Below are 26113 nucleotides of genomic sequence, written 5' to 3'. Positions count from 1 at the left end.
CCATGTCTCGATGGACCGTTGTTGTGCTTGCCGCCCTGCTCGGCTCGACCCTGGCGCTGCCGGCGTCGGCGCAGTGGAAGTGGCGCGACAAGAACGGCGTGCAGTACAGCGATTTGCCGCCGCCGCCGGGTGTGGCTGAATCCGACATCCTGCAACGCCCCGCCGCCGCCACGCGCCGGGCCAATGCGCCAGCGCCAGCTGCCGCCGCGTCGGCAGCCTCGGGTGCGCCGGGTCTGGCCCCCAAGACGGTCGACTCCGAACTCGAAGCCAAGCGCAAGAAGACCGAAGAAGAAGCCAACGCGAAGAAAAAGGCCGAAGAGAAGGCCGAAGAGACCCGTGTGGCCGCCGCCAAGGCCGACAACTGCACGCGCGCCCAGGCCCAGTTACGCACGCTCGACAGCGGCGTGCGGCTGGCGCAGATGAACGAAAAGGGCGAGCGCATCGTCATGGACGACACCGCCCGCGCCTCCGAGAGCAAGCGCGCGCGCGACATGATCGCGCAGAACTGCGCCAAGTGAGCCGCCGGCTCAGCGCTTGAGCGGTTTGCGCTGCTTCTGCTGGCGCAGCCGGCGGGCGTCCTTCGGGTCGACCAGCAAGGGTCGGTAGAGCTCCACGCGGTCGCGGTCTCGCAGCAAATCGCCTGGGGCCGCCAGCACGCCCCACACGCCGACGGCCAGCTGGCTCGTGTCGTGGCGAGAGGCCATGCCACTCTCGCGCAGCGCATCGGCGACCGTGGCCCCTTCTGGCAGCGGCAGCAGCACCTCGTCGACCTCGCCCGCACGCGGGCTGTAGACCACCGTCACCGACAGCAGCTCAGCGCTCGCCATGCACCTGCTCGGCGCGCTTCACGAACGATTCGACAAAGGTGTTGGCAATGCGGTCGAACACCGGGCTCACCACCGCTTCGAGCGCGGCGTTGGCAAAGGTGTAGCGCAGGTCGAACTCGACCTTGCAGGCCTCGGCCTTCGGTCCATCTGCGGCAGGCAAGGGCACGAAACGCCAGGTGCCCGCCAGTTCGGAGAACGGCCCGTCGACCAGCTGCAGTTCGACGCTGGCACCGTCCACATGAACGTTGCGCGTGGTGAAAGACTGGCGCACGCCCAGGTAGGCCAGGTGCAGCCGCGCCGTCACGCCGGCTTCACGGCGTTCCAGAACTTCAGCGCGTTCGCACCACGGCAGGAAGCGTGGGTAGTCTTCGACGGCCGTCACCAGCGTGTACATCTCGTGCGGCGAGTAGGTGAGCAATACCGACTTCTTGACGTGCTTCATACAATGCAGAAATTGTAGAGGCGCCCTTCGCCCCCAATCTGAGCCTGCATGTCCATCGCCGAAAACCGCCGCGCCAATTTTGACTATCACATCGAAGAACGCCACGAGGCAGGCATGGTGCTGCAAGGCTGGGAGATCAAGGCCATTCGCGCCGGCCAGGTCCAGCTGACCGACGGCTACGTGGTGATTCGCGATGGCGAGCTCTACCTGATCGGCTGCCGCATCAACGCGCTGCGCAGCGCCTCGACCCACATCAGCCCCGAGGCCGACCGCACCAAGAAGCTGCTGATGCACAAGGAAGAGATCAAGCGGCTGATCGGCAAGGTCGAGCAGAAGGGCTTCACGCTGGTGCCGCTGAACCTGCACTACAAGGGCGGGCGCGTGAAGGCCGAGATCGCGCTGGCCAAGGGCAAGGCCGAGCACGACAAGCGCAACACCGAGAAAAAGCGCGACTGGGAGCGTGAAAAAGGCCGGCTGATGCGGCACAAGGTGTCTTCCAAGCCGGGCAAGGACTGAGCGAAGGAACGCGCATGCCAGCCGAATCGTCGCCCCTGGCGCCCACGCAGCGGCTGCGCGAGATCGCCGACCTGCCCGGCCCGCGCGGCCTGCCGGTGCTCGGCAACCTGCTGCAGGTGAGGCGCAGCGCGATCCACCAGGACGTGGAGCGCTGGAGCCGCGAACACGGCCCGTACTTCCGCTTCAGCCTCGGCGGGCGGCAATTGCTGGCCGTGGCCGACCACGAAGCGCTGCACACGCTGCTGCGTGACCGGCCCGAGGGTTTTCGTCGCACCCGCCTGCTCGAATCGATCGGCACCGAGATGGGCCTCAAGCCCGGCGTGTTCGGGGCCAACGGCGACGCGTGGAAGCGCCAGCGCCGCATGGTGATGGCGGGCTTCGACCCGAGCCACGTCAAGGCCTACTTCCCTTCGCTGCTGAAGGTGACGCAGCGCTTGCGCGGACGCTGGCAAACGGCGGCGCGCGGCGGCATGGCGATCGACCTGCAAGCCGACCTGATGCGTTTCACCGTCGACGCGATCGCGGGCCTGGCCTTCGGCACCGACATCAACACGCTCGAGTCCGACGCCGACGTGATCCAGCGCCACCTCGACAAGATCTTCCCGGCTTTCTTCAAGCGCCTGTTCTCGTTCTTCCCGACCTGGCGCTACCTGCGCAGCGCGGCCGACCGCGAACTGGCGCAAAGCATCGAAGCGGTGAACGTGCAGATCGACGTCTTCATCAAAGAAGCGCGGGCCCGGTTGCAGGCCGACCCGGCACGCCGCGAGCACCCGCCGAACCTGCTCGAAGCGATGATCGTCTCTGCCGATGCGGGCGACGCCGCGGTGGTCAGCGACGCCGAAGTGGCTGGCAACGTGATGACGATGTTGCTCGCCGGCGAAGACACCACCGCCAACACGCTGGCGTGGATGATCTACCTGCTGCAGCGCAACCCTGCAGCGCTGGCGCGCGCACAAGCCGAAGTGCGCAGCATCGCACCCGACGCCGCAGGGTTCACGACCGAGCAGATGACCTCGCTCGACTTCCTAGAAGCCTGCGCGCACGAAACCATGCGCCTGAAGCCGGTTGCGCCCTTTCAGGTGACCGAAGCGCTGCGCGAGACCGTGATCGCCGACATCCGCATCCCGGCGGGCACGATGGTCTGGTGCGTGATGCGCGGCGACACGATGGACGAGCGTTATTTCCCGAACGCCGAAGCGTTCGAGCCGCAGCGCTGGCTCGCCAGCGGCACGCCGGGCGATGCGGCCAACTCGGCCAAGCGGGTGTCGATTCCTTTCGGCGCCGGCCCGCGGGTGTGCCCGGGGCGTTACCTCGCGCTGCTCGAAATCAAGATGGCGGCGGCGATGCTGCTGGCGCACTTCGACATCGAATCGGTGGCCACGCCCACCGGCGCAGATGCCGCCGAACTCATGTCGTTCACGATGACACCGGTGGGCCTGCAGATGCGCCTGCGCGAGCGAGCCTGAAGCTTCAAGCTCGCAGGGCGGCCAGTGCCTGTTCCGAGTCGGCGATCAGATCGTTCACCGCTTCGAGCCCGAGCGAAAAGCGCACCAGCGTGCCGCGCGTCGCCCCGCCCGGGCGCAGCATCGTCAGGTCGTAGGGCACAACCAGGCTCACCGGGCCGGCCCAGGAGAAGCCGATCTTGAAGAGCTTGAGCGCATCGACGAAAGCATCGACCTGCGCCGTGCTGTAACGCTCGTCGAACACGACCGAGAACAAGCCCGCCGCCTGCGTGCACAAGCGCGCCCAGTGCGCGTGGCCGGGCGAGCCGGGCAAGGCCGGGTGCAGCACCTGCGCCACTTCGGGCCGCTGCGCCCACCATTGCGCGAGCGTGCGGCCGGCCGCGTCGTGCGCCGCGTAGCGCAGCGCGAGCGAAGGCAACGAACGCAGCACCGTTTCAGCGTCGTTCGCCGACACGCCCCAGCCCATGCGCATGTGCGTGCCATTGAGCTTCAGGTGCAGCGCGGGGTCGCGCGTCGTCACCGAACCCATCAGGACGTCGCCACCGCCCGAGGGGTACTTGGTCAGCGCGTGGATCGACACGTCGACGGCCAGGCCTTCGCCCAGCTCGAAGGGGTTGAACGCGAGGCCCGAGCCCCAGGTGTTGTCGAGCGCGACGATGGCACCACCCGAGCGCGCGGCGCGCACCAGCGCGTGCACATCGGGGAATTCCATCGTCACCGAGCCCGGCGGCTCGATCCACACGAGCTTGGTGGCCGGCGTGAGCATCGCCGCCAGCGCTTCAGGCTTCATCGGGTCGTAGAAACGGTGCGCCACACCCCAGCGGGCCAACTCGTGGCGCGCGAGTTCCTTGTTCGGGTTGTAGGCGTTGTCGGGGATCAGCACCTCGTCGCCGGCCTGCAGCAAGGCCGCGTCGACCAGGGCGATCGCCGCCAGCCCGCTCGGCACCAGCACGCAGTGCGTGCCGCCTTCGAGCGCCGCGATACGCTCTTCGAGCGTGAAGGTGGTCGGCGTGCCGTGCAGGCCGTAGGTGTAGCCGGCCTTTTCTTTCCAGTTGCGCGCGCGCATCGCGGCCACGCTCGAGAAGATCACGGTCGAGGCCTTGAACACGCCGGGCTGCGGCGCGTCGAAGCCGGCCGGCGGCTGGTAGGGGTGGTGGATGAGGCCGGTGGTCTTGGGATCGATCATGGGCTTCTCAGACAGGTTGGCCGACGAGGTCGTGGCCTTGCGTGCCGACGATCCTCACGCGCGTGAACTCGCCGACCTTCAGCGTCTTCGAGGCTTTCTCGGGGGGCAGCAGCTTCACGTTGCCGTCGATCTCCGGCGCGTCGGCATACGAGCGCCCCACCCCGCCCTTGCGCCCGAGCGCAGGCGCCGAGTCGATCAGCACCTGCATGCTCGCGCCCACGCGGCGTTGCAGCTTGGCCGCCGACACCGCTTCGGCCACCGCCATGAAACGCGCCCGGCGCTCTTCACGGAGCTCGATCGGCAGCATGCCCGGCAGGTCGTTCGCGGTCGCACCTTCGACCGGCGAATACGCGAAGCAGCCGGCGCGGTCGATCTGCGCTTCCTGCATGAAACCGAGCAGGTGTTCGAACTCGGCCTCGGTCTCGCCCGGAAAGCCGGCGATGAAGGTGCTGCGGATCACGAGCTCGGGGCAGGCCTCGCGCCAGCGCTGCAGGCGCTCGAGGTTCTTCTCGCCGCTGGCCGGCCGCTTCATGCGCTTGAGCACGGCGGGGTGCGAGTGCTGGAACGGCACGTCGAGGTAAGGCAGGATGCCGCCGCTGGCCATCAGCGGCAGGATCGCGTCCACATGCGGGTACGGGTACACGTAGTGCAGGCGCACCCAGGCACCGTGTTTCGCCGCCAGCTCGGCGAGCTTTTCGCACAAGTCGGTCATGTGGGTCTTGACCGGGCGGCCGTCCCAGAAGCCGGTGCGGAACTTGACGTCGACGCCATAGGCGCTCGTGTCCTGGCTGATCACGAGCAGCTCTTTCACGCCGGCTTCGAACAGGCGCTGCGCTTCGCCGAGCACGTCGCCGATCGGGCGCGAGACCAGATCGCCGCGCATGCTCGGGATGATGCAGAACGAGCAGCGGTGGTTGCAGCCTTCGCTGATCTTGAGATACGCGTAGTGGCGCGGCGTGAGCTTCACGCCCTGGGCCGGAACGAGGTCGACGAATGGGTCGTGCGGCTTCGGGCTGTGCTTGTGCACCGCGTCCATCACTTCGTGGGTGGCGTGCGGGCCGGTCACGGCGAGCACGCTCGGGTGCATCTGCCGCACCAGGTTGCCACCGCCCTCGCCCGCTTTCGCACCGAGGCAGCCGGTGACGATCACCTTGCCGTTCTCGGCCAGCGCTTCGCCGATGGTGTCGAGGCTTTCTTTCACCGCGTCGTCGATGAAACCGCAGGTGTTCACGATCACCAGGTCGGCACCGGCGAAGGTCTTCGAGGTGTCGTAACCCTCGGCGCGCAGCTGGGTCAGGATGAGCTCGGAATCGGTCAGCGCTTTCGGGCAGCCGAGTGAAACGAAACCGATCTTCGGTGCGAGCGCGGGCGGCGCCGAAGCGGCCAGGGTGTCTTGTGTCATCCGTGGATTTTCACAGATCGGCGGTTACCATTTCTTCCGACCCCAACGACCAGGCCGCCCCATGACCCTGCCCGTGCTTCACTACCACCCGCTTTCTTCGTACTGCATGAAGGCCCTCATCGCACTCGACGAGCTGGGCATCGAGGCCGACAAGCGTCTGCTGAACCTCGGCGACCCGGCCGAACGCTCGGCCTACCTGGCCTTGTGGCCGCTGGGCAAGATGCCCTTGCTGGTGGACGGCGGCCGGCCTGTTCCCGAGACGAGCATCATCATCGAGCACCTGCAGCGCCACCATGCCGGCCCGGGCCACGAGTTGATCCCGAACGATGCCGATGCAGCGCTCGAAGTGCGCTTGTGCGACCGGCTCTTCGACCAGTACGTGATGACGCCCATGCAGGCCTGCACGTCCGACCTGCTGCGGCCCGAGGCTCAGCGCGACCCGGTCGGTGCGGCTCGCGCGCGCGACAACCTGTCATCGGCCTATGCCTTGATCGACACTCGCCTCGAAGGGCGGCGCTGGGCGGCGGGCAGCGCTTTCAGCATGGCCGACTGCGCCGCCGCACCGGCCTTGTTCTATGCAGTGACCTACGTGCCGCTCGGGCCGCAGCACGCTCGCCTGGCAGCCTATTTCGAGCGTCTGCTGGAGCGGCCTTCTGTCGCGCGCACCATCGACGCCGCACGGCCGTTTTTCAAGTATTACCCGGGGCGCAGCGGCCTGTCGCGGCGCTTCTACGACCCCGAAAGCGCGTGAGCCGCGCGCGAACTCAGCGCTTCGGCGGTACGAAACCCGGCATGCCGGGGAACAGAGCACCGGCCTGCTTGGCCATCTGTTCCTGCATCTGCACGAACATGTTGCGCGACTGCTCCATGTAGTTGCCCATCAGCCCCTGCACCACGGGCGCCTGGCCGTTCAGGAACTGCGCCCACAGCTCGGGGTTCTGCGCGGCCGGGTCGTACAGGCCTTTCGACTGCTCGGCGAGCCGGGCCTGGATGTCGGTGAAGGTCTGCAGGTTCTTCTCGAGGTACGAGCCCATCATGCCCTGCATGGCGTGGCCATAGAAGCGGATCAGCTGCGACAGCATGGCGGCCGAGAAGATCGGCACGCCACCGGTTTCTTCTTCGAGAATGATCTGCAGCAGGATGCTGCGTGTCAGGTCTTCGGCGGTCTTGGCGTCACGCACCTCGAAGTGTTCGCCCGACAGCACCATCGCCTTCACGTCGGCCAGCGTGATGTAGCTGCTCAGCTGGGTGTCGTAGAGGCGCCTGTTCGGGTACTTCTTGAGCACGCGCGGGCCCGCGCTCGGGGTGGCGGCGGGCTCGGCGCGGGGCTCGGCGGGGGCGACTGCTTTGCCGGCGCGGCGGGTCTGGGCCATTGAAGAACACTCCTTGTGCAACTGCACAATCATTCTAGGAGTGTGACCCCGGCGCTCCCTGCGGGGTTTCCCCGCGCGGCAGATGCATCAAATCGTGAGCTTCACAGCGCCGGGGCGGGCAGCGTGCCGAGCACCGCTTCGAACGCCAGGCCGATCCCCAGCAAGCGCGCGTCGCTGCCCACCGGCCCATCGAGCTCGAGGCCGACCGGCAGGCCGCCGCTCGTCAACCCGGCCGGCAACGCCAGCCCCGGAATGCCGGCGTTGCTGCCGGGGTCGGTGTTGCGGATGAAGGTGCCGAAGGTGTCGGCCGGCGCGCCACCGTTGACCGAGACCTTGCCCGAGCCGTTGGCCATGTCGATCGGCGACGCGGCCGCGATCGTGGTCGGGAACATCATCGCGTCGAGCGCGGCACTGCGGAAGTAGCCATCGTACAACTGGCGCAGGCGCGGCCGGTGCGTGCGCATCGCGGCGTCATAGTCCTTGCCGAAGGCATCGGCCAGGATCGCACCGAAGGCGCCCTTCACGTCGGGGCTCGCGACCCCGGCGGCCACGTCGGCGAGCGTGATTCCGCTCACCCCGGTCGCGGCCAGGTAGGCGGGAATGTCGGCGATCGGCTCGTGCAGCGCGAGCTGGAACGACACCTTGTTGTTGACCTCGGCGAGCGTGGGAATGTCGACATCCACGAACACCACGCCGCTCGCCTGCAGCTTGCTTCGCGCCTGCGCCATGACGGCCGCGACCGGCGCGTCGAGCCCGGCCCAGAACGAGGCCGGCACGCCGATGCGCAAACCGCGCAGGGGCAGCGCCGTGGCCAGTGGTGAACCGGTGATCACCGCATCGAGCAAGGCCACGTCGGCCACGCTGCGGCCCATGGGCCCGACGGTGTCGCGGGTGTGGCTGATGGGCACCACGCCGGCGCCGTCGTAGCGTCGTTCGGCCCCGCCGTTGCCGACCGAAGGCCGCAGGCCGACGATGCCGCACAGCGCCGCCGGCACACGGGTCGAGCCGCCCGTGTCGGTGCCCAGGCCGCTGGGCACGATGCGCGCCGCAATGGCCGCGGCCGTGCCGCCCGACGAGCCGCCGGGAATGCGCGTCGTGTCGTACGGGTTCTTCACCGGCCCGGCGAACGCGCTGAGGTTGGTGCTGGTGATGCCGAACGCCAGCTCGTGCAGGTTGGTCTTGCCGAGCACGATGGCGCCGGCGTCGACGAGCTTCTGCAGCGCCGGCGCGTTCGCGCTCGGGCGCACGTTGCGCAAGGCTGCGGTGCCCGCCGTGGTCGGCAGGTTCTTCGTGTTGATGTTGTCCTTCACGACGATCGGCAAGCCGGCCAGCGGTGGCAGCGCCGCGCCGCTGCTGCGCAGCGTGTCGACCGCACGTGCGGCGGCCAGTGCACCGGCGCGGTCGAGCGTGATGAAGGCGTTCAGGTCCTTCAGCTTTTCGGCGCGGGCCAGCAGCGTGCCCGCATAAGCCTCGGCCGAGAGCCGGCCCGAGCGGATGGCGGCGACTGCTTGCGTCGAGCTCATGGCCAGTTGTTCTTCGGCCGTCGGTGCGCTGGCCAGCAGGCCCCCCGCAGCGCAGCCGCCGAGCCCGCCCAGCGAACCGGCAGCGACGCTGCCGCCAGCAGCCGCGAGGAAACGCCGGCGCGATGTGTTGTTCGACATCTGTTTCTCCTGTTGAAAGACCATCGTCGCATCTTGGAAGAGCCGGCCCGCCGCCACCATCCTCGTGAATGAGGATGCTGGCGGCGAACCCGAAATCAGCGGCCCAGCTTGTTCACGAGCTTCATGCGGTTGTCGACACCGAGCTTGCGAAAAGCGTGGTCGAGGTGCGTGCGCACCGTGGTGATCGCGATGCCGAGGCGGCGCGCGATCTCCTTGTCGGCCAGGCCGCAGGCCGCGAGGTTGGCCACTTCACGTTCACGCTCGCTCAGGCGGGGTTCGGGGCGATGGGTGGCGGCTGCGCCCGCGTGCGCGAGCTCGGCCGCTGCTGGCGCCAGCGGCCGGCAGCGCCTCAGTGCCGCCGTGAACGCCGGGCGCACCAGGTCGAGCAGTTGCCGCTCGGTGTCGCCGAAGTCGGTGCGCCGGCGGTCACGCCAGATGCGCATGTCACCGATGTTGCTGTCGCCGGCCCAGGCGTAGAGGTTGATGCCCCAATGCAGGCCGTCGCGCGCGAGAAAGTCGTTGAAGAACTCGCTGCGTGTCAGCTCGGCACGGGTCAGCACGTCGCCCACGAGCACCGCCGTGCGGTGCTGCTGCATCAGCGGTGTGATCGGGTCGTGGTACTGGTAGTAGAGCTCGTACTGCAGCAGGTTGGCCGGGTCCATGTTGATCTGGACCCGGCCGTCGAAACGGCGCGAACCGTCGTTCCACACGTAGCTGGCGTAATGCTGGGCATCGAACAACCTCAGCACGAGTTCGCCGACACGCGTGCGGATCGCCGCCTCTTCGTGCGGCTCGGCCAGTGTCTGCATCACCTGGCCGAGCAGGTTCAGCTGCTGGGGCGAGAGGTACACCGGCCACCCGCTCTTCGATCGCGCGTCAGCCGCGCTTGGCCACCAGTGTGAGGATGTCGTAGCTGGCGACGAGGTCGCTGTCCTGGTTCGTCACCTCCACGTCCCAGGCCACCACGCCCTGCCCTTGCCCGTTCGCATCTTTCTTGTTGCGGTCGGTCTTGCGCTTGCACGTGAGGCGCGCGCGGATCGTGTCGCCGATACCGACCGGTTTCACGAAACGCAGCGTGTCCAGGCCGTAGTTCGCGAGCACCGGGCCGGGCGCCGGCGAGACGAACAAACCCGCTGCGGCCGAGAGCACGAAGTAGCCGTGCGCGATGCGTTTGCCGAACGGCGACTCTTTCGCGGCCACCTCGTCGAAGTGCATGTAGAAATAGTCGCCCGACACCCCGCCGAAGTTCACGAGATCGGCCTCGCTCACGGTGCGCCGGTGGGTCAGCAGCGAGTCACCGATCTGCAGATCTTCGAAGTGCTTGCGGAACGGGTGCGTCTCGCTTTCGTGCAAGGCCGCACCGCGAACATGCTCGCCGGTCACGGCCGCCAGCATCGTCGGCGAACCCTGCACCGCCGCGCGTTGCAGGTAGTGCTTCACGGCGCGGATGCCGCCCAGCTCTTCACCACCCCCGGCGCGGCCCGGGCCGCCGTGCTTGAGCTGCGGCAGCGGCGAGCCGTGGCCGGTCGATTCGGCTGCTGCTTCACGGTCGAGGATCAGCAAGCGGCCATGCCAGGCGGCCGCGACCGGAATCGCCTTGGCCGCCACCTTCGGGTCGCGCGTGACCAGCGTGCCGACGAGGCTGCCCTTGCCGCGTGCGGCGAGCGCCAGCGCTTCGTCGAGATCACCATACGGCATCAGCGTGCTGACCGGGCCGAAGGCTTCCACGTCGTGCACCGCGCTGTGGCGCGAGGCATCGCGGCACAGCAGCAGCGTGGGTGCGAAGAACGCACCGTTCGCCGCGCCTTCGCCGACCGGCGAAAAGCCATCGGCCGCGCCGAAGACGATCTCGTTGCCCTGGGCGAGCATGGCCACCCGTTCGGCCACGTCTCGCTGCTGGTCTTTGGAGGCGAGCGCACCCATGCGAACACCGTCGATCGCCGGGTCGCCGACCTTGACCTTCGCGAGCCGCTCGCGCAGCTTCGATGCCACGGCATCGAGGTGTTGGCGCGGCACGATCGCGCGCCGGATCGCCGTGCACTTCTGCCCGGCCTTGGTGGTGATCTCGCGCGCCACTTCCTTGACGAAGAGTTCGAACTCTTCGTCGTCGGGCGACACGTCGGGGCCGAGGATCGCGCAATTCAGCGAGTCGGCCTCGGCGTTGAACGGGATCGATTGCGCCACGATGTTGCGGTGCGTGCGCAGCTTGGCCGCCGTGTCGGCCGAGCCGGTGAAGGTGACCACGTCCTGCCCCTGCAGGCGGTCGAGCAGGTCGCCGGTGCCACCGATCACGAGCTGCAGGCTGCCGGGGGGCAGCAGGCCAGACTCGTGCATCAGCCGCACCGCCGCTTCGGTCAGGTAACTCGTGGCCGTGGCCGGCTTGGCGATGCACGGCATGCCGGCCAGGAAGCTCGGCGCGAACTTCTCGAGCAAACCCCAGACGGGGAAGTTGAAGGCGTTGATGTGCACCGCCACGCCACCGCGCGGCACCAGGATGTGCGTGCCGGCGAAGCCGCCCTTCTTGCCCAGCGATTGCGCCGGGCCTTCGTGCACCAGGTTGCCCGAAGGCAGCTCGTTGCCACCCATCGAGGCGTAGGCGTAGAGCGTGCCAGTGCCGCCTTCGATGTCGATCCAGCCGTCGGCGCGGGTCGCACCCGTGTGCGCCGAGATCGCGTAGAGCTGTTCCTTGCGTTCGTTCAGGTACGCGGCCAGGGCTTTCAGCCGCGCGGCGCGCTGCTGAAAGTCCATCGCCATCAGCGCCGGCAGGCCGGTGCCGCGCGCGAACGCCACCGCTTCGCCGAAGTCGATGGCTTCGGCGTGCGTGTGGTGAACCAGGGCGCCGTTGATGGCGCTGTGCAGCGGCACGGCGCCTTCCGCGCCGAGCCAGCGCCCGCCGATCAGGCTTTGTAGCGTTTTCACGGCTGGTACTTCCACGCACCGTTCTCGATCTTCACCATCACGCGTGCACGCTGGTCCAGGCCCAGGTGGTCGGTCGGCGACATGTTGAAGATGCCGTGTGCGCCGTGCAGTTCCTTGGTGGTCTCGAGCGCGTCGCGCAGCGCCGAGCGGAACTCGGCCGTGCCGGGCTGCGCCTTCTTGAGCGCGATCGCCACGGCCGACTGCATCAGCAGGCCGGCGTCCCACACGTGGCCGCCGAAAGTCGAGGTCGAGCCCTTGCCGTACATGGCTTCGAACTTGGTCACGTATTCCATCGCCGATTTGGTGACGGGGTGGTTGGACGGGAGTTGCGTCGCCACCAGCACCGGGCCCGACGGCAGCAGCGTGCCTTCCACGTCCTTGCCACCGACACGCAGGAAGTCGTTGTTCGCCACACCGTGGGTCTGGTAGTACTTGCCGGTGTAGCCGCGCTCTTTCAGCGTGCGTTGCGGCAGCACGGCCGGCGTCCCAGAACCGGCGATCAGGATCGCGTCGGGGCTGGCCGCCATCAGCTTGAGCACCTGGCCGGTCACCGAGGTGTCGGTGCGCGCGTAACGCTCGCTGGCCACGATCTTCAGGCCCTTGATCGCAGCGACCTTGTTGAACTCGCCGTACCAGCCTTCACCGTACGCGTCGGCAAAGCCGATGAACCCGACGGTCTTGACGCCGGCGTTGGCCATGCTGGTGGCGATGGCGAGCGACATCATGATGTCGTTCTGCGGCGTCTTGAAGACCCAGCGCTTCTTGTCGTCGACCGGCTCGACGATGCGCGCCGAAGCCGCCATCGAGATCATCGGTGTCTTCGATTCGGCCACCACGTCGATCATCGCCAGCGAGTTGGGCGTGGTCGTGGAGCCCAGGATCACGTCGACCTTGTTCTCGGTGATCAGCTTGCGCGTGTTGCTCACGGCCACCGTGGTGTCGGAAGCGTCGTCGAGCACGATGTAGTTGACCTTCTGGCCCCCGATGCTGGTGGGCATCAACGCGATCGTGTTCTTCTGCGGAATGCCGAGCGAGGCCGCGGGGCCGGTGGCCGACAGCGTGACACCGACGTTCACGTCGGCATGCGCCAGCGTGGCAGCGCACAGGGCCGCGAGGGCCAGCAGGGTCTTCTTGAGTTTCATCGATGTCTCCGTTGCAGGGTGGGGATCAGGGTTCAGGGGGAAATTGTGCCCGGCGTTTCAGGCCGCACGCTTGACCACGGCGCGCCGCTTGGCTGCAGCGGCGGGCTGCGTCTCGAGCGCGTCGAGCCGCACCGCGTTCAGGCCACCAAAGAACAGGTCGGCGACCACCGGGGCCATCAGCGCGTGGGTGTAGGCACCGCGCGGGCGCAGCCAGGTGAACATCCAGTTCATCATGCCGAACAGCAGCATCGTGAGCGGCTTCTCGAGCTCGACCTCACGCAAGGCGGGACGCGCCAGCGCGATCGCGTCGGCGAACGCCGCAACCACCTCGCGCTCGCCGTCGAGCACCCGCTTGCGGTCGGCCGGCTCGAGGAACTTCACGTCTTCGGTCAACACGCGGTGGGCGGCCTGGGCGTCGGCGTAGGCCTCGAGAAAACGTTCGATCAGGCGGCGCACGCGCGCCTCGGGCGAGAGCGCGTCGGGCTGCTCTTCGGCCACCAGCGCCTTCAGGCGGCTGATGTGGCCGTCGGCGATCTCGAACAGCAACTGGTACTTGTCGCGCACGTAGTGGTAGAGCGAAGGCTTCGATACACCGCAAGCTTCGGCCACCTGGTTCATCGAGGTGGCGGTGTAACCCTGCTTCGCGAACAGCTCGGCCGCGCGCGCGAGGATCTGCTCGCGCTGCATGTCGTAACCGGGGGCGCGTCCGCGGGGCATCGGGCTTATCTTTCGTCGAACGAGAGCACGACCCGCTCGGTCAGCGGGTGCGCCTGGCAGGTCAGGATGAAACCGGCCGCGACCTCGTGCTTTTCGAGAGCGAAGTTGCGTTCCATGCGCACCTCGCCTTCGAGCAGCTTGGCGCGGCAGGTGCAGCACACGCCCGACTTGCACGAGAAAGGCACTTCGAGGCCGGCATCGGCCGCGGCGTCGAGGATGCTCGGGTGCTCGCTGCGAAAGTCGATCTCGCGGCTCACGCCGTCGCGCACGATCACGACACGTGCCTGCGCCGCGTCACCTTCGCGCGGCTGCTGCTTCAAAGGGGCGCCGCCTTCGGGCAGCGGAATGCCGAAACGTTCGATGTGGATGCGCTCTGCCGGAATGCCGGCCGCGAGCAGCGCTGCTTCGGCTTCGTCGTTCACGCCGAAGGGGCCGCACACGAAAGCGTGGTCCACGCCTTTCGGGTCGATCAGCCCGCCGAAGAATTCGCCGATCTTGTCGCGGCTCAGGCGGCCACTGCTCAACACCGAGTCCATCTGTTCCTGCGAGAACACCATGTGCAGCGAGAGCCGCGTGAGGTAGGTGTTCTTGAGGTCTTCGATCTCTTCCTTGAACATCGTCGACTTCTGGCGCCGGTTGCCGTAGATCAGCGTGAAGGTCGAGTTCGGTTCGCGTGCCAATACCGTCTTCATGATCGACAGGATCGGCGTGATGCCGCTGCCACCGGCAATGCCCAGGTAGTGCCGGCTCGCCGCCGGGTCGAGCGGCACGAAGAAGCGGCCTTCGGGCGCCATCACCTGCACCGTGTGGCCGGTCTTCAGCGTCTCGTTGACCCAGGTGGAGAAACGCCCGCCCGCCACCTTGCGCACGCCGACGCGCAACTCGCCGTCGTCGACGCCGGCGCAGATCGAATACGAACGCCGCTCCTCGGTGCCGCCCAGCGTTTCGCGCAGCGTGAGGTGCTGGCCTTGCGTGAAGCGGAACTCCGATGCCAGCGACTCGGGCACGTCGAAAGAAACAATCACGGCTTCGTCGGTGTCGGGCACGACACTCTTCACGCGCAGGGGGTGGAAGTGCAGGCTCATCGGCTCAGATCGGCTTGAAGTGTTCGAAAGGTTCGCCGCAGGCCAGGCAGCGCCAGGTTGCCTTGCAGGCGGTCGAGCCGAAGGCCGAGAGGCGTTCGGTGTTCGCGCTTTCGCAGCGCGGGCAGGCCAGCGGTGCGGCCTTGATGCGCGGCATGAAGCGCATCGTGACGCCCTGCGTCGCGTCAGCGGGGCCGGGCGGCGCAATACCGTAGTCGCGCAGCTTGCGGCGGCCTTCGGTGGTGATCCAGTCGGTCGTCCAGGCCGGAGCGCGCTGCATCTGCACCTGCACCGGGCCGAGGCCGGCGGCAAGCAGCGAGTCGACGACGCTGCTTTCGATCAGCTCGGTGGCGGGGCAGCCGGAATAGGTGGGCGTGAGGACCACGGTCAGGCCGCTGGCGTTCAGGCGCACGTCACGCAGGATGCCGAGTTCGCGCACCGACACGACCGGCACTTCCGGGTCGAGCACGGTGTCGAGCACGGCCCAGGCGCGGGCGAGGCGCTCGTCCATCACGTCGACACGATCGGCCACCGCGTTCACCAGACACCCCCGGGGAAAGCACGTTGCAAGTGCTGCATCTCGGCCAGGATGTAACCCATGTGCTCGCTGTGACGACCCAGCTTGCCGGTGCTGCGGAAAGCACGGTCGGCGGGCGCCTTGAGCTTCGCTTCGGCAAGAACCGGCATCACCTCGGCCACCCAGTCTTCGCGCAAGTCGGCCCAGCGCGGCCCGAGGCCGGTGCTGGCCGCGTGCTCGTCGACCGCATCGCTCTCGAACATCTCGGCCACGTAAGGCCACAGCAGTTCGAGGGCCGCGCTCGCGCGCTTCGCCGATTCTTCGGTGCCGTCGCCCAGGCGCAGCAGCCAGTCGCCGGCGTGCTGCTGGTGGTAGCGCGCTTCTTTCACGGCCTTGCCGGCGATGGCGGCCAGTTCGGCGTCGGTCGATCGCTGCAGGCGTTGCCACAGCAGCTTGAGCCAGGTCGACATCGCGAAGTTGCGCAGCACTGTCACCGCGAAGTCACCGCGCGGCAGTTCGACGAGCGTGAGGTTCAGGTAGTCACGCTCGTCGCGCAGAAAGGCGAGTTGGTCTTCGTCATGGCCGGCGCCTTCGAGCTCGCCGGCGCGCGTGAGCACGGCGCGCGCCTGGCCCACCAGGTCGAGCGCCATGTTGCTCAGTGCGATGTCTTCTTCGAGGATGGGCGCGTGCCCGCACCACTCGGCCAGGCGCTGGGCGTGGATCAGGCAGCTGTCGCCCAGGCGCAGCAAATACTGCACCGCGGGGTCGCGAGAGACTTTGATCGAGGCTTGCATCACATGTGGTCCAGCGACTTGGGCAGTTCGTAGAAGGTCGGGTGGCGGTACACCTTGTCTTCCATCGGGTCGAAGTACATCGCCTTCTCGCCCGGGTCTGAAGCGACGATCTGGTCGGAGCGCACGACCCAGATGCTGGTGCCTTCCTGGCGCCTTGTGTACACGTCGCGCGCGAGCTGGATCGCCATCTTCGGGTCGGCCGCGTGCAGGCTGCCGCAGTGTTTGTGGTCGAGGCCGGACTTGTTGCGCACGAACACTTCCCAGAGCGGCCATTCGTTCTTCACCGTCGTGTTCATGCCGCTTCCTTCAGTTCGTGTTTGCGTGCGTTCGCGAGCGCCGCTTCGCGCACCCAGGCGCCGTCTTCCCAGGCCTTCACGCGGGCACCCAGGCGCTCGCGGTTGCACGGGCCGTCGCCGTTGACGACGCGCCAGAACTCGCTCCAGTCGATCGTGCCGAAGTCGAAATGCTGGCGTGCTTCGTTCCACTTGAGTTCCGGGTCGGGCATGGTCACGCCGAGCGTCTTGGCCTGCTCGACGGTCGCGTCGACGAACTTCTGGCGCAGGTCGTCGTTGCTGATGCGCTTGATGCCCCAGCGCATGCTTTGCTCGCTGTTGGGCGAATCGGCGTCGGGCGGGCCGAACATCATCAGGCTCGGCCACCACCAGCGGTTCACGGCGTCCTGCACCATCTCGCGCTGGGCTTCGGTGCCATTCGTCATCATCGTCAGCAGCGCCTCGAAACCCTGGCGCTGGTGAAAGCTTTCTTCACGGCACACGCGCACCATCGCCCGCGCATACGGCGCATACGAGCAGCGGCACAACGGCACCTGGTTCATGATCGCCGCGCCGTCGACCAGCCAGCCGATCACGCCCATGTCGGCCCAGGTGAGCGTGGGGTAGTTAAAGATCGAGCTGTACTTGGCGCGCCCGCTGTGCAGCGCGTCGACCAGCTGGTCGCGCGAAGTGCCCAGCGTTTCGGCGGCGGCGTAGAGGTAGAGGCCGTGGCCGGCTTCGTCCTGCACCTTGGCGAGCAGGATCGCCTTGCGCTTGAGCGTGGGCGCGCGGCTGATCCAGTTGCCTTCGGGCAGCATGCCGACGATCTCGGAATGCGCGTGCTGGCTGATCTGGCGCACCAGCGTCTTGCGGTAGTGCTCGGGCATCCAGTCTTTCGCCTCGATGAAGTCGCCGGCGTCGATGCGCGCTTCGAACTTCTGCTCGGCCAGCATGTCTTCGGCAGAGCGCAGCGGCTTCTTCGCATCGCCGCCTTCCTTGCCCATGGTGTCCATCGCCTGGGTGTACATGGTGTTCTCCTCAAGCCTTGCGTTTGTCGAACACACGCCGGGCCTTGCCGACGAGCGTGCGTTCCAGGGTGTCGGGTTCGCCGACGGTCACGGTCGTCGTGATGCCGATCAGCGTCTTGATGCGTTCGCGCAGCCACAGCGCGATCTCGTCGCGCGAGGCGCCCACGCCGGGCAGCACTTCGCAGCGCACTTCCACGTCGTCGAGCTTGCCTTCGCGCGTGACCACGAGCTGGTACTGGCCCGAGAGCTGGCCGTGGCGCAGCACGATCTCTTCGATCTGCGTCGGGAACAGGTTCACGCCGCGGATGATCAGCATGTCGTCGCTGCGGCCCACGATCTTGCCGATGCGGCGCATGCTGCGCGCCGTGGGCGGCAGCAGGCGCGTGAGGTCGCGCGTGCGGTAGCGAATCACCGGCAGCGCTTCTTTGGTCAGCGTGGTGAACACGAGCTCGCCTTCGGCGCCGTCGGGCAGCACCTCGCCGGTGTCGGGGTCGATGATCTCGGGGTAGAAGTGGTCTTCCCAGATCACCGGGCCGTCCTTGGTCTCGATGCATTCGCTCGCCACCCCGGGCCCCATCACTTCCGAGAGGCCGTAGATGTCGACCGCGTCGATGCCGGCGTTGGTTTCGATCTCGGCGCGCATCGCTTCGGTCCAGGGCTCGGCGCCGAAGATGCCGATCTTCAGGCTGGTGTTCTTCGCATCGATGCCCTGGCGCCGCATCTCTTCGATCAACACCTGCATGTACGAAGGCGTGACCATGATGATCTGCGGCGCGAAGTCGGTGATCAGCTGCACCTGCTTTTCGGTCTGCCCGCCCGACATCGGCACCACCGTGCAGCCAGCGCGCTCGGCGCCGTAATGCGCACCCAGGCCGCCGGTGAACAGGCCGTAGCCGTAAGCCACGTGCACCATGTCGCCGGGCCGCCCGCCGGCGGCGCGGATCGAGCGCGCGACGAGGTCGGCCCAGTTCGAGATGTCCTGCTGCGTGTAGCCCACCACCGTGGGCTTGCCGGTCGTGCCCGACGAAGCGTGGATGCGCGACACCTTGTCTTTCGGCACGGCGAACATGCCGAACGGGTAGTTGTCGCGCAGATCCTTCTTGCCGGTGAACGGGAACTTCGCCAGGTCGGCGAGCGTTTTCAGATCACGCGGGTGCACGCCCTTCGCGTCGAACGCCTGGCGGTAGTGCGCCACGTTGTCGTACGCGTGCTGCAGGCTCCACTGCAGGCGGCGAAGTTGCAAGGCCTGCAGTTCGTCGCGGCTGGCACGCTCGATCGGTTCGAGGTCGCCGGGGGCGGGTTGTTTGACGGGCATGTTGTCTTGCTTTCAATCGCCGAGCGGAACGACCGGCTTGCCTTTCAGGCGGTAGGAACGCCCGCGCATCGTGGCGATGCGCTCGCCGCGCTGGTTGCGCACGTCGATGTCGTAGACGCCGGTGCGCCCCGACTGGTGCACTTCGGTGGCGTGCGCGGTGAGCACGTCGCCGAGCCGGGCCGGCGCTGTGAAGTCGACGTTCAGGCCCGAGGCCACGGTCAGTTCGTTGTACGAGTTGCACGCGAAGGCGAAGGCCGAATCGGCGAAGGTGGTGATGAACCCGCCGTGGCAGATGTCCATGCCGTTCAGCATGTCTTCACGCACGGGCATCGTGAGGCGTGCCGTGCCCGGGCCGATGGCGGCGATCTGCATGCCCAGCCCGCGCGAAGCACGGTCTTTGGCGAACATGCCGGCACCGACGGCTTCGGCAATCTGCTGCGGGGTGAAGGCCTCAGCCATGGAAACGGGCTTTCGAAAAATGCTTGGCGCTCAGCAAAGGCGAGCGGCGGTAGCGTGCATCACCGTAGTGGCCTTGAAGATGCGCGAGCACGCCGACGACGCGCGACACGCCGACCGCATCGGCCCAGGCCAGCGGGCCGACCGGGTAGGCCGTGCCCAGGCGCATCGCGATGTCGATGTCGGCGGCGGTGGCGCCGGCCCAGGTCATCACGTCGGCGGCCTCGTTGGCCAGGCAAGCGACCGTGCGCATCAGCACCAGGCCGGCCACGTCGGCCAGCGCGATCACTTCGATGTGAGCCGCCTGCAACGCAGCGGCGAGCGCCGCAAGCCCTGCGCTCTCACCGGTGGCGCCGACCGTGGTGGTGGTCGAATAGTCGCGCGCCAGATCGAGCAGAACCGATGGCCCGCCCGGCGCCGCGGCGCGTTCGGCCAGCGTGCGGCCATCGGTCAGGGCGAGCACCGAGTCGCCAATGCGCAGCGTTTCCGGCGCCAGGGTGGTGTCGGTGCCGATCGCGAGTCCGGCCGTGCGCAGGCGCTCGACCAGCGGTGCGAGCAGCCCGGGCTCGCCAGCCACGAACAGCGCGGGCACTTCAGCGGCAGGCGCGACCGCCTCGACCAACGGCAGCTTCGCGCCGTTGCGGTAGTCGTAGAAACCGCGGCCGCGCTTTCGGCCGTAGCGGCCAGCGCGCACCAGCTCCTGCTGGATCAGGTTCGGCGCGTAGCGCGAATCCCAGCCCGTCGCCTCGAACACGGACTCGGTGACCGAGAGGTTCACATCGGCGCCGATCAGGTCGATCAGCTCAAACGGGCCGAGCGCAAAACCACCGGCTTCGCGCAGCAGCTTGTCGATGGCTTGCGGCGCCGCGATACGCTCGCCGAGCAGGCGCAGGCCTTCCGCGTAATACGGCCGCGCCACCCGGTTGACGATGAAGCCGGGCGCGTTCGGCGCGTCGACCGAACTCTTGCCCCAGGCCTTGCCGAGCGCGTGCATCTCTTGCGCGAGCGCCGGGTCTGTCTCCACGCCGCAGATCACCTCGACCAGCTTCATGCGCGTGGCGGGGTTGAAGAAGTGCCAGCCGATCAGGCGCTGCGGAAACGTCAGCGCCTGCGCCACCGCGCTGATCGAGATCGACGAGGTGTTGGTGGCGAGCACCGCGTGTTCGCCGAGCACGAGTTCGAGCTGCTTGAACAAGGCCTGCTTGATGTCGAGCTTCTCGATGATCGCTTCGACCGCCAAGCCACAACCTTCGAGCGCCTCGATGCGCTCGACGGCGGTGAGCCGCTCGCGCACGATCGCGCTTTCGGTGGCGTCGAGCTTGCCGCGCTTCACGGCGGCCGCCAAGTCGTCTTCGATGCGCACCAAGGCGCGTTCAGAGGCGCCGGGCTGGGTGTCGAACAGGCGCACCGTGTGGCCAGACTGCGCGGCGAGTTGCGCGATGCCCGCGCCCATGCTGCCGGCGCCGATCACGGCGACGACGGTGTTGCTGTTGAGTGTGTAGGCCATCGGGCGGAACCGGCTCTCAGCGGTCGCTGAACACGGCCGGGCGCTTGGCCATGAAGGCGGCCACGCCTTCGAGGTGGTCGGGCGCGGCGCTGAGCCGGCTTTGCCACTCGCCTTCCAGGCTCAGCGCTTCGGAGAAACCGAGGTGCATCGAGGCGTCGATGGCGGCGCGCGTGGCGGCCAGCGCTTTCACCGGCATCGCAGCGAGACGAGTCGCGACCGCGTTGACCTCGGCAGCGAACATCACGTCGTCGACGCAGCGCCAGATCATGCCCATCTGCTGCGCCTGCTCGGCCGGCAGCTTGTCGCCGGTCATCGCGAGGCCGAGCGCCGTGGCGCGGCCGACCAGGCGCGGAAGCAGCCAGGTGCTGCCGGCGTCGGGCACCAGGCCGATCTTCGAGAAGGCTTGAATGAAACTCGCCGAGCGCGCCGCGATCACCATGTCGCAGCCGAGCGCGATGCTCGCGCCGGCACCGGCCGCCACGCCGTTCACGGCGGCGATCACCGGCACCGGCATCGTGCGGATGCGCAGTGCCAGCGGCTTGTAGAAGCGTTCGATCAGGCTGCCCACGTCGGGCGGTGGCGCGGCAGGGTCTTCGCTGCGCGCCATGGCGGGGTCGGACAGGTCTTGCCCGGCGCAGAAACCACGGCCGGCGCCGGTGAGCACCACGCAGCGCACGCCGGTGTCGGCCGCCGCGGCTTCGAACGCGGCAGCGAGTTCGGCGTGCATCGCCGCCGTGAAGCTGTTCAGCGATTTGGGGCGGTTCAGCGTAAAGGTTCGAACCGCGCCTTCTTGCGCGACCAGCACCAGGGCTTCTGTCATGAGGGTGTCTCCATCGGGCTGTCTGTCTTGTCGAGAAGCGGCCCGGGTTTGAGCTTCGTCAAACATATTCGACCGCCCGGTAGGTAGAGTTTAGCCGACGGCCGCTTGGGAGCACAAGGGCCGTCTTTTCGGGTTTTCCCCCGCGCGCGCAGGCGTGGACAATCGGCCGGAGATGCCCACGACCGCCGCCACGCCCGCCCCCACACCCAGCACCTGGAGCGCGCTGCGCCACCCCGCGTTCCGCGGCCTGTGGGCGAGCGGTGGCATCTACTTCATCGGCAATGCGATGCAGGCGATGGCGGTGGCCTGGATGATGGTCGAACTCACCGGTTCGGCGTTTCTGGCCGCGCTGGTGCAGACCGCCGTGTTCCTGCCGATGTTCCTGCTCGCCCTGCCGGCCGGCGTGCTGGCCGACACCACCGACCGCCGGCGCCTGATCCTGGGTGCGCTGATGGTCCAGGCCGCCACGGCGGCGACGCTGGCGCTGCTCGTATTGACCGGCATCGCCGGCGCCGGCACGCTGCTGTTCTTCATCTTCGTGGCCGGCTGCTGCACCGCCCTGCTCTCGCCGGCCTGGAATTCCGCGATCGGCGACTCGATCCCGCGCGACGAGTTGCCGCAGGCCATCACCGCGATCTCGATCGCCTACAACGCGGCCCGCGCCGTCGGCCCCGCGCTGGCGGGCGTGGTGTTCGCGCTCGCAGGCGCCGGCTGGATCTTCCTGATCGCCGTGCTCAGCACGCTGGCCATGTGGTTCGGGGTGCGGCGCTGGCCGCCGAAGCCGCATCCGCCGTCGCGCCTGCCGGCCGAGCGGCTGTGGGGCGGCATGCTGAGCGCGCTGCGCTTCGCGCGCCATTCCGAAGCCATCCTCGCGCAGCTGGTGCGCACGGTGGCCTACAGCGCCGCGGGTTCGGCCTTGTGGGCGCTGCTGCCGTCGATCGCACAACGCCAGCTCGGGCTGGGCGCGGCCGGGTTCGGCCTGTTGATGGGTTGCCTGGGTGGTGGCGCCGTGACGATCGGTCTGGTGGTCGGGCGGCTGCGCGAGCGGGCCGGGCTCGAGCGCCTGGTCGCAACCGGCTGCGTGGTCTTCGGCGCCGTGATGTTGATCGCCGCGTTCTCGCACTCGCGCCCGCTGGTCTACGCCGCGCTGGTGCTCGGCGGCGGCGCCTGGATGGCAGTGATGACGACCTTCAACACCGCCACGCAGACCAGCGCACCGCCCTGGGTGCGGGCGCGCGCCACCGCCTTGCACACCCTCTGCGCGCTGGGCTCGTTCGCGATCGGCTCGGCGTTCTGGGGCGCGCTGTCTGACATCGTCGGGCTCACGGGTGCCCTGTGCATCGCGGCGGCCGGCATGGCCGCAGGCATTCTTCTGGCGCGGCGCTTCGCGCTGCGCATGGGCCAGGCTTCCGACGTGACCCCGGCCACGCCCTGGGAAGACTCTTTCGTGTTCCACGAACCCGACCCCGAAGCCGGCCCGGTGGCGGTGGAAATCGGCTACCGCATCCGCGCCGACGAGACCGCGGCTTTTCTCGAAGCGGCGAGCCAGCTGCGCGCGCCGCGCCGGCGCGACGGCGCGACTTTCTGGCGCATCTACCGCGATCTGGCCGACCCGTCGCGTTATGTCGAGCGCTTCATCGTCACCTCGTGGGCCGACTACCTGCACCAGCGCGCCCGCGCCACGCAGACCGACCACGAACTCGAAGCGCGGGTGCGCGGTTTCGTCGTCGACGGCGAAGCGGTGACGACGCAGCACTACATTGCCGAGCGCTGACCCGCTCGCGGTCAGGGTCGGCCTTCGGGGCGGTTGCCCGCCATGGCCTCGCTGACTAGACTGCCCGCTGCCTTTGGCTCTGCCTCGCACGCCAGCGCTGCGCGGGCAGCCCCAGCGGCAAACGCTGCTCCGTTCAATCACAACATATCAAAGGTGAGACATGAATCAGAGTCGTCTGCTTTCAACCCTGGCTGCGCTGCCACTCGTTTGCGCGGTCACCGTCGCCACGGCGCAGGAACCCGAACCCGGCTGGGCCAAGGGCCGGCCGAAGACCGACACGGCGATGAAGATGGCGCCGGTACCGGCTTTCCCCATCCCCACCGCGGCCGACCAGTTGCCGACCAAGAAGTTCAAGCTGCCGCCCGGCTTCAAGGTCGAGACCTGGGCTTCGGGTGTGCTCGACGCGCGCGAGATGCGCCAGGGCGACAAGGGCAACATCTTCGTCAGCACGCTGTTCGTGGGCAACAAGGTCTACGCGATTCCCGAAAAGGCGAAAGACGGCAAGCGTGAGCCCAAGGTCATCATCGACAAGACCGAGCAGGCGACCGGCATCGAGTTCAACAAGGGCACGCTGTTTTTCGCCACCAACAAGAAGATCGTTCGCTACGACAACGTCGAAGACAAACTCGACAACATCGGCGAAGGCAAGGTGCTCACCGACAAGCTGCCCGGCGGCAGCGACCACAGCTGGAAGTTCCTGCGCATCCACAACGACAAGCTCTACTACCCGATCGGCGCACCCTGCAACATCTGCGACCCGGGCGAGTACGCGAAGATCTACCGCATGAACCTCGACGGTTCGGGTGTGGAGACCATCGCCTCGGGCGTGCGCAACACCGTCGGCTTCGACTTCGACCCGAAAACCGGCAACCTCTGGTTCACCGACAACGGGCGCGACTGGCTGAGCGAAGAGTTTCCGAACGACGAGCTCAACGTGGTCACTCAGCCGGGCAAGCAGCACTTCGGCTACCCGTATTGCCACCAGGGCAACATGCCCGACCCCGAATTCGGCTGGGGCAAGTCGTGCGATGAATTCCAGAAGCCTGCCGCGCTGCTCGGGCCGCACGCCGGTTCGCTGGGCCTGAAGTTCTACACCGGCAAGATGTTCCCGGCCAAGTACCAGGGCGCGATGTTCATCGCCCGCCACGGCCCCTGGAACCGCACCAAGAAGTACGCCGACGTGATGGTCGCGTGGCCCGACGGCAAGGGCGGCGCGAAGGTCGAGCCCTTCATGACCGGCTTCGTCGAGAACAACGGCTACCTCGGCCGGCCGGTCGACTTTCTGGTGATGAAAGACGGCTCGCTGCTCGTCAGCGACGACCACGCCGGTGCGATCTACCGCATCAGCTACGGCAAGTGACGTGAAGGCCAGGCGACGCATCGCGGCTGCGGCCGCGCTGGTGTCGCTCGCGGTGGCGGCTTCCTCGTCTGCGCACGCGCAGGCGAAGAAGCCCGCCGCCGCGGCGCGCACCGCATCTGCACCCGCTTCAGCCCCCGCATCGGCCGCTGCAGGCGCGGCGGTGTATGCGGAGCAGTTCCGCAACGTGTGCGCAGCCTGCCACGGCGTGAACGGCCGCAGCGACATGCCCGGCGTGCCGGTGCTTGCCGGCCAGCCATCGCTCTACACGATCACGCAGCTGTTCCTGTTCCGCGAAGGCCGCCGCACCAACGAGGCCATGGTCGCGATGGCCAAGCCCATGAAGGACGCCGACCTTCGCGGTTATTCCGACTTCATCGGCACCCTGCCGCCCGTGCCTGCACCCGCCCCTGCGACCCTGCCCGACGCGGCACGCATGAGCAAGGCCCAGGAGCTGGCGCAACAACACAAGTGCACGTTCTGCCACGGCGCCGATCTGGCCGGCGGACAGCAAGTGCCGCGCATCGGCGGCCAGAAAGAAGACTACGTGCGCGCCACGCTGCGAGGCTTCAAGTCGGGCGAGCGCCCCGGCTACACCCGGGCGATGACCGAGGCCCTAAGCCAGGTGCCGGTGGAAGACCTGGACCTGCTGGCCTACTACGTGGCGAACTTCAGCGCGAAGTAGCCGCGCGACACCGCGCGGTACGAGGGGATTCCTCGTCAAGCGCCGTTATGTAGTGCGCTATATTTCGGTCAATCCAGCCGCCGGGCCCCACTGCATGACCGATACCAAGCTCCGACGCGCCGCCGCCGCGGCTCTGCTCGCCATGGCCCCCTGGGTCGCCCAGGCCGCCGACCTCACCGTCTCTGCCGCAGCCAGCCTGACCAACGCGTTCAAGGAACTCGGCCCCGTGTTCGAAGCGCAGAACCCCGGCACGACTGTCGTCTTCAACTTCGGCGCTTCCGATGCGCTGCTGGCGCAGATCGCCAAGGGCGCGCCGGCCGACGTGTTCGCTTCGGCCGACCAGGAAACGATGGACCGCGCCGACACGCAGAAGCTGCTGGCGCCGGGCTCGCGCCGCAATTTCGTCGCCAACACGCTGGTGATGATCGTGCCCGGCGACAGCACGCTCGGCCTGAAGACCCCCGCGGATCTGCAGAAGCCTGAAGTCAAGCGTGTGGCTGTCTGCAACCCCGCCAGCGTGCCGGCGGGTCGCTACGCCAAGGGATCGCTCGAAGCGTCGAAGCTGTGGGCCGCGGTCGAGCCGAAAGCGGTGCTCGCGCAGAACGTGCGCCAGGCGCTCGACTATGTGGCGCGCGGCGAGGTCGAAGCCGGTTTCGTCTACGCGACCGACGCCGCCATCATGAAAGACAAGGTCAAGGTCGTGGCGTTGGTGCCGACCGAAACGGCCATCTCGTACCCCGTCGCGTCGGTGGCCGGCGGCCCGAACCCCGACGCTGCGCGCAAGTTCCTCGACTTCGTGCTCACCCCCGCCGCGCAGACCGTGCTCGCGCGTTACGGCTTCGGCAAGCCCTGACGACA

The 26113-nt window shown here is 67.9% G+C and carries 27 protein-coding genes; 8 read left to right on the top strand and 19 right to left on the bottom strand.

Features of this window, described 5'->3' with window-relative positions; translation table 11 throughout:
- Positions 1–23: 23 nt before the first annotated feature.
- On the top strand, positions 24–518 hold the full coding sequence (locus tag AC30PD_RS01780; protein ID WP_489533916.1) for a DUF4124 domain-containing protein: 495 nt from the start codon (positions 24–26) through the stop codon (positions 516–518).
- 9 nt (positions 519–527) lie between these two features.
- Here the strand turns inward: AC30PD_RS01780 and AC30PD_RS01775 are convergent, their stop codons facing one another.
- Positions 528–827 (bottom strand): RnfH family protein, encoded by a 300-nt coding sequence (locus AC30PD_RS01775; RefSeq protein WP_489533915.1) that lies wholly within the window; start codon positions 825–827, stop codon positions 528–530.
- Positions 814–1269, bottom strand: coding sequence for a type II toxin-antitoxin system RatA family toxin (locus tag AC30PD_RS01770; protein ID WP_489533914.1), 456 nt, complete (start codon positions 1267–1269; stop codon positions 814–816). Before AC30PD_RS01770 ends, AC30PD_RS01775 begins: the two co-directional genes overlap by 14 nt.
- Before the next feature lie 48 nt (positions 1270–1317).
- On the opposite strand from AC30PD_RS01770, the gene smpB reads away from it, so the two are divergent.
- Complete coding sequence (smpB, locus tag AC30PD_RS01765) at positions 1318–1785, top strand: SsrA-binding protein SmpB (RefSeq protein WP_489533913.1); 468 nt, start codon at positions 1318–1320, stop codon at positions 1783–1785.
- Between the two features lie 14 nt (positions 1786–1799).
- On the top strand, positions 1800–3251 hold the full coding sequence (locus tag AC30PD_RS01760) for a cytochrome P450 (RefSeq protein ID WP_489533912.1): 1452 nt from the start codon (positions 1800–1802) through the stop codon (positions 3249–3251).
- A 4-nt stretch (positions 3252–3255) separates the two neighbouring features.
- Here the strand turns inward: AC30PD_RS01760 and AC30PD_RS01755 are convergent, their stop codons facing one another.
- Entirely contained in the window at positions 3256–4434 is a 1179-nt protein-coding gene (locus AC30PD_RS01755) for a PLP-dependent transferase (protein WP_489533911.1), read from the bottom strand.
- A gap of 7 nt (positions 4435–4441) precedes the next feature.
- Positions 4442–5836, bottom strand: a complete 1395-nt coding sequence (rimO, locus tag AC30PD_RS01750) for a 30S ribosomal protein S12 methylthiotransferase RimO (protein ID WP_489533910.1) — start codon at positions 5834–5836, stop codon at positions 4442–4444.
- 61 nt (positions 5837–5897) lie between these two features.
- On the opposite strand from rimO, the gene AC30PD_RS01745 reads away from it, so the two are divergent.
- Positions 5898–6587 (top strand): glutathione S-transferase family protein, encoded by a 690-nt coding sequence (locus AC30PD_RS01745; protein WP_489533909.1) that lies wholly within the window; start codon positions 5898–5900, stop codon positions 6585–6587.
- Positions 6588–6600: 13 nt separating this feature from the next.
- Here AC30PD_RS01745 and phaR read toward each other — a convergent pair whose 3' ends face one another.
- The 15 genes from phaR to AC30PD_RS01670 form a co-directional block, all read right to left on the bottom strand.
- Complete coding sequence (gene phaR, locus AC30PD_RS01740) at positions 6601–7209, bottom strand: polyhydroxyalkanoate synthesis repressor PhaR (protein WP_489533908.1); 609 nt, start codon at positions 7207–7209, stop codon at positions 6601–6603.
- 101 nt (positions 7210–7310) lie between these two features.
- The gene (gene iaaH / locus AC30PD_RS01735; RefSeq protein WP_489533907.1) at positions 7311–8870 is read right to left on the bottom strand and encodes an indoleacetamide hydrolase; all 1560 of its coding nucleotides are present in this window, start codon (positions 8868–8870) and stop codon (positions 7311–7313) included.
- 95 nt (positions 8871–8965) lie between these two features.
- Positions 8966–9721 (bottom strand): helix-turn-helix transcriptional regulator, encoded by a 756-nt coding sequence (locus AC30PD_RS01730; RefSeq protein ID WP_489533906.1) that lies wholly within the window; start codon positions 9719–9721, stop codon positions 8966–8968.
- A gap of 25 nt (positions 9722–9746) precedes the next feature.
- Positions 9747–11789: a phenylacetic acid degradation bifunctional protein PaaZ gene (paaZ, locus tag AC30PD_RS01725; protein WP_489533905.1), complete on the bottom strand. Its 2043-nt coding sequence runs from the start codon at positions 11787–11789 to the stop codon at positions 9747–9749.
- Positions 11786–12931, bottom strand: a complete 1146-nt coding sequence (locus AC30PD_RS01720) for an ABC transporter substrate-binding protein (protein WP_489533904.1) — start codon at positions 12929–12931, stop codon at positions 11786–11788. The genes paaZ and AC30PD_RS01720 overlap by 4 nt, the downstream gene beginning before the upstream one ends.
- Before the next feature lie 57 nt (positions 12932–12988).
- Complete coding sequence (locus AC30PD_RS01715) at positions 12989–13648, bottom strand: TetR/AcrR family transcriptional regulator (protein ID WP_489533903.1); 660 nt, start codon at positions 13646–13648, stop codon at positions 12989–12991.
- Positions 13649–13653: 5 nt separating this feature from the next.
- Complete coding sequence (gene paaE, locus AC30PD_RS01710) at positions 13654–14733, bottom strand: 1,2-phenylacetyl-CoA epoxidase subunit PaaE (protein ID WP_489533902.1); 1080 nt, start codon at positions 14731–14733, stop codon at positions 13654–13656.
- A gap of 4 nt (positions 14734–14737) precedes the next feature.
- The gene (paaD, locus tag AC30PD_RS01705; RefSeq protein ID WP_489534113.1) at positions 14738–15241 is read right to left on the bottom strand and encodes a 1,2-phenylacetyl-CoA epoxidase subunit PaaD; all 504 of its coding nucleotides are present in this window, start codon (positions 15239–15241) and stop codon (positions 14738–14740) included.
- Positions 15242–15267: 26 nt separating this feature from the next.
- Positions 15268–16041, bottom strand: a complete 774-nt coding sequence (gene paaC, locus AC30PD_RS01700) for a 1,2-phenylacetyl-CoA epoxidase subunit PaaC (protein WP_489533901.1) — start codon at positions 16039–16041, stop codon at positions 15268–15270.
- Complete coding sequence (paaB, locus tag AC30PD_RS01695; protein WP_489533900.1) at positions 16041–16337, bottom strand: 1,2-phenylacetyl-CoA epoxidase subunit PaaB; 297 nt, start codon at positions 16335–16337, stop codon at positions 16041–16043. The genes paaC and paaB overlap by 1 nt, the downstream gene beginning before the upstream one ends.
- A complete protein-coding gene (gene paaA, locus AC30PD_RS01690) occupies positions 16334–17341 on the bottom strand; it encodes a 1,2-phenylacetyl-CoA epoxidase subunit PaaA (protein WP_489533899.1) in 1008 nt (335 codons plus the stop codon). Before paaA ends, paaB begins: the two co-directional genes overlap by 4 nt.
- A gap of 10 nt (positions 17342–17351) precedes the next feature.
- Positions 17352–18656 (bottom strand): phenylacetate--CoA ligase PaaK, encoded by a 1305-nt coding sequence (paaK, locus tag AC30PD_RS01685; RefSeq protein WP_489533898.1) that lies wholly within the window; start codon positions 18654–18656, stop codon positions 17352–17354.
- 12 nt (positions 18657–18668) lie between these two features.
- Positions 18669–19115, bottom strand: coding sequence for a hydroxyphenylacetyl-CoA thioesterase PaaI (paaI, locus tag AC30PD_RS01680; RefSeq protein ID WP_489533897.1), 447 nt, complete (start codon positions 19113–19115; stop codon positions 18669–18671).
- On the bottom strand, positions 19108–20619 hold the full coding sequence (locus AC30PD_RS01675; protein ID WP_489533896.1) for a 3-hydroxyacyl-CoA dehydrogenase: 1512 nt from the start codon (positions 20617–20619) through the stop codon (positions 19108–19110). The genes paaI and AC30PD_RS01675 overlap by 8 nt, the downstream gene beginning before the upstream one ends.
- Before the next feature lie 16 nt (positions 20620–20635).
- Positions 20636–21439, bottom strand: coding sequence for an enoyl-CoA hydratase-related protein (locus AC30PD_RS01670; RefSeq protein ID WP_489533895.1), 804 nt, complete (start codon positions 21437–21439; stop codon positions 20636–20638).
- Positions 21440–21611: 172 nt separating this feature from the next.
- Between AC30PD_RS01670 and AC30PD_RS01665 the strand changes: the two genes are divergently transcribed.
- From AC30PD_RS01665 to modA, 4 genes are all read left to right on the top strand, one after another.
- A complete protein-coding gene (locus AC30PD_RS01665; protein ID WP_489533894.1) occupies positions 21612–23213 on the top strand; it encodes an MFS transporter in 1602 nt (533 codons plus the stop codon).
- A gap of 160 nt (positions 23214–23373) precedes the next feature.
- Positions 23374–24573 (top strand): PQQ-dependent sugar dehydrogenase, encoded by a 1200-nt coding sequence (locus tag AC30PD_RS01660; RefSeq protein WP_489533893.1) that lies wholly within the window; start codon positions 23374–23376, stop codon positions 24571–24573.
- Between the two features lies 1 nt (position 24574).
- Positions 24575–25255 carry a c-type cytochrome gene (locus AC30PD_RS01655; protein WP_489533892.1) on the top strand — a complete coding sequence of 227 codons (681 nt, stop codon included), beginning with the start codon at positions 24575–24577 and terminating at the stop codon, positions 25253–25255.
- Between the two features lie 94 nt (positions 25256–25349).
- A complete protein-coding gene (gene modA / locus AC30PD_RS01650; RefSeq protein WP_489533891.1) occupies positions 25350–26108 on the top strand; it encodes a molybdate ABC transporter substrate-binding protein in 759 nt (252 codons plus the stop codon).
- The last annotated feature ends 5 nt before the right edge of the window (positions 26109–26113 follow it).

Origin of the sequence: Rhizobacter sp. (assembly GCF_032229685.1) — a bacterium.
In the GTDB taxonomy this organism is placed as follows: domain Bacteria; phylum Pseudomonadota; class Gammaproteobacteria; order Burkholderiales; family Burkholderiaceae_C; genus LMDS01.
This window is presented reverse-complemented; position numbering and strand designations above follow the sequence as displayed.

Excerpts from the sequence above, each read along its gene's own strand:
- paaB (WP_489533900.1), bottom strand. The coding sequence starts at position 16,337 with ATGAACACGACGGTGAAGAACGAATGGCCGCTCTGGGAAGTGTTCGTG.
- paaK (WP_489533898.1), bottom strand. The coding sequence starts at position 18,656 with ATGCCCGTCAAACAACCCGCCCCCGGCGACCTCGAACCGATCGAGCGT.
- phaR (WP_489533908.1), bottom strand. The coding sequence starts at position 7,209 with ATGGCCCAGACCCGCCGCGCCGGCAAAGCAGTCGCCCCCGCCGAGCCC.
- AC30PD_RS01675 (WP_489533896.1), bottom strand. The coding sequence starts at position 20,619 with ATGGCCTACACACTCAACAGCAACACCGTCGTCGCCGTGATCGGCGCC.
- AC30PD_RS01715 (WP_489533903.1), bottom strand. The coding sequence starts at position 13,648 with ATGCCCCGCGGACGCGCCCCCGGTTACGACATGCAGCGCGAGCAGATC.
- AC30PD_RS01660 (WP_489533893.1), top strand. The coding sequence starts at position 23,374 with ATGAATCAGAGTCGTCTGCTTTCAACCCTGGCTGCGCTGCCACTCGTT.
- AC30PD_RS01775 (WP_489533915.1), bottom strand. The coding sequence starts at position 827 with ATGGCGAGCGCTGAGCTGCTGTCGGTGACGGTGGTCTACAGCCCGCGT.
- AC30PD_RS01760 (WP_489533912.1), top strand. The coding sequence starts at position 1,800 with ATGCCAGCCGAATCGTCGCCCCTGGCGCCCACGCAGCGGCTGCGCGAG.
- paaI (WP_489533897.1), bottom strand. The coding sequence starts at position 19,115 with ATGGCTGAGGCCTTCACCCCGCAGCAGATTGCCGAAGCCGTCGGTGCC.
- smpB (WP_489533913.1), top strand. The coding sequence starts at position 1,318 with ATGTCCATCGCCGAAAACCGCCGCGCCAATTTTGACTATCACATCGAA.
- AC30PD_RS01745 (WP_489533909.1), top strand. The coding sequence starts at position 5,898 with ATGACCCTGCCCGTGCTTCACTACCACCCGCTTTCTTCGTACTGCATG.
- paaE (WP_489533902.1), bottom strand. The coding sequence starts at position 14,733 with ATGAGCCTGCACTTCCACCCCCTGCGCGTGAAGAGTGTCGTGCCCGAC.
- paaA (WP_489533899.1), bottom strand. The coding sequence starts at position 17,341 with ATGTACACCCAGGCGATGGACACCATGGGCAAGGAAGGCGGCGATGCG.
- AC30PD_RS01770 (WP_489533914.1), bottom strand. The coding sequence starts at position 1,269 with ATGAAGCACGTCAAGAAGTCGGTATTGCTCACCTACTCGCCGCACGAG.
- AC30PD_RS01670 (WP_489533895.1), bottom strand. The coding sequence starts at position 21,439 with ATGACAGAAGCCCTGGTGCTGGTCGCGCAAGAAGGCGCGGTTCGAACC.
- rimO (WP_489533910.1), bottom strand. The coding sequence starts at position 5,836 with ATGACACAAGACACCCTGGCCGCTTCGGCGCCGCCCGCGCTCGCACCG.
- iaaH (WP_489533907.1), bottom strand. The coding sequence starts at position 8,870 with ATGTCGAACAACACATCGCGCCGGCGTTTCCTCGCGGCTGCTGGCGGC.
- modA (WP_489533891.1), top strand. The coding sequence starts at position 25,350 with ATGACCGATACCAAGCTCCGACGCGCCGCCGCCGCGGCTCTGCTCGCC.
- AC30PD_RS01665 (WP_489533894.1), top strand. The coding sequence starts at position 21,612 with ATGCCCACGACCGCCGCCACGCCCGCCCCCACACCCAGCACCTGGAGC.
- AC30PD_RS01720 (WP_489533904.1), bottom strand. The coding sequence starts at position 12,931 with ATGAAACTCAAGAAGACCCTGCTGGCCCTCGCGGCCCTGTGCGCTGCC.
- AC30PD_RS01755 (WP_489533911.1), bottom strand. The coding sequence starts at position 4,434 with ATGATCGATCCCAAGACCACCGGCCTCATCCACCACCCCTACCAGCCG.
- paaD (WP_489534113.1), bottom strand. The coding sequence starts at position 15,241 with ATGGACGAGCGCCTCGCCCGCGCCTGGGCCGTGCTCGACACCGTGCTC.
- paaC (WP_489533901.1), bottom strand. The coding sequence starts at position 16,041 with ATGCAAGCCTCGATCAAAGTCTCTCGCGACCCCGCGGTGCAGTATTTG.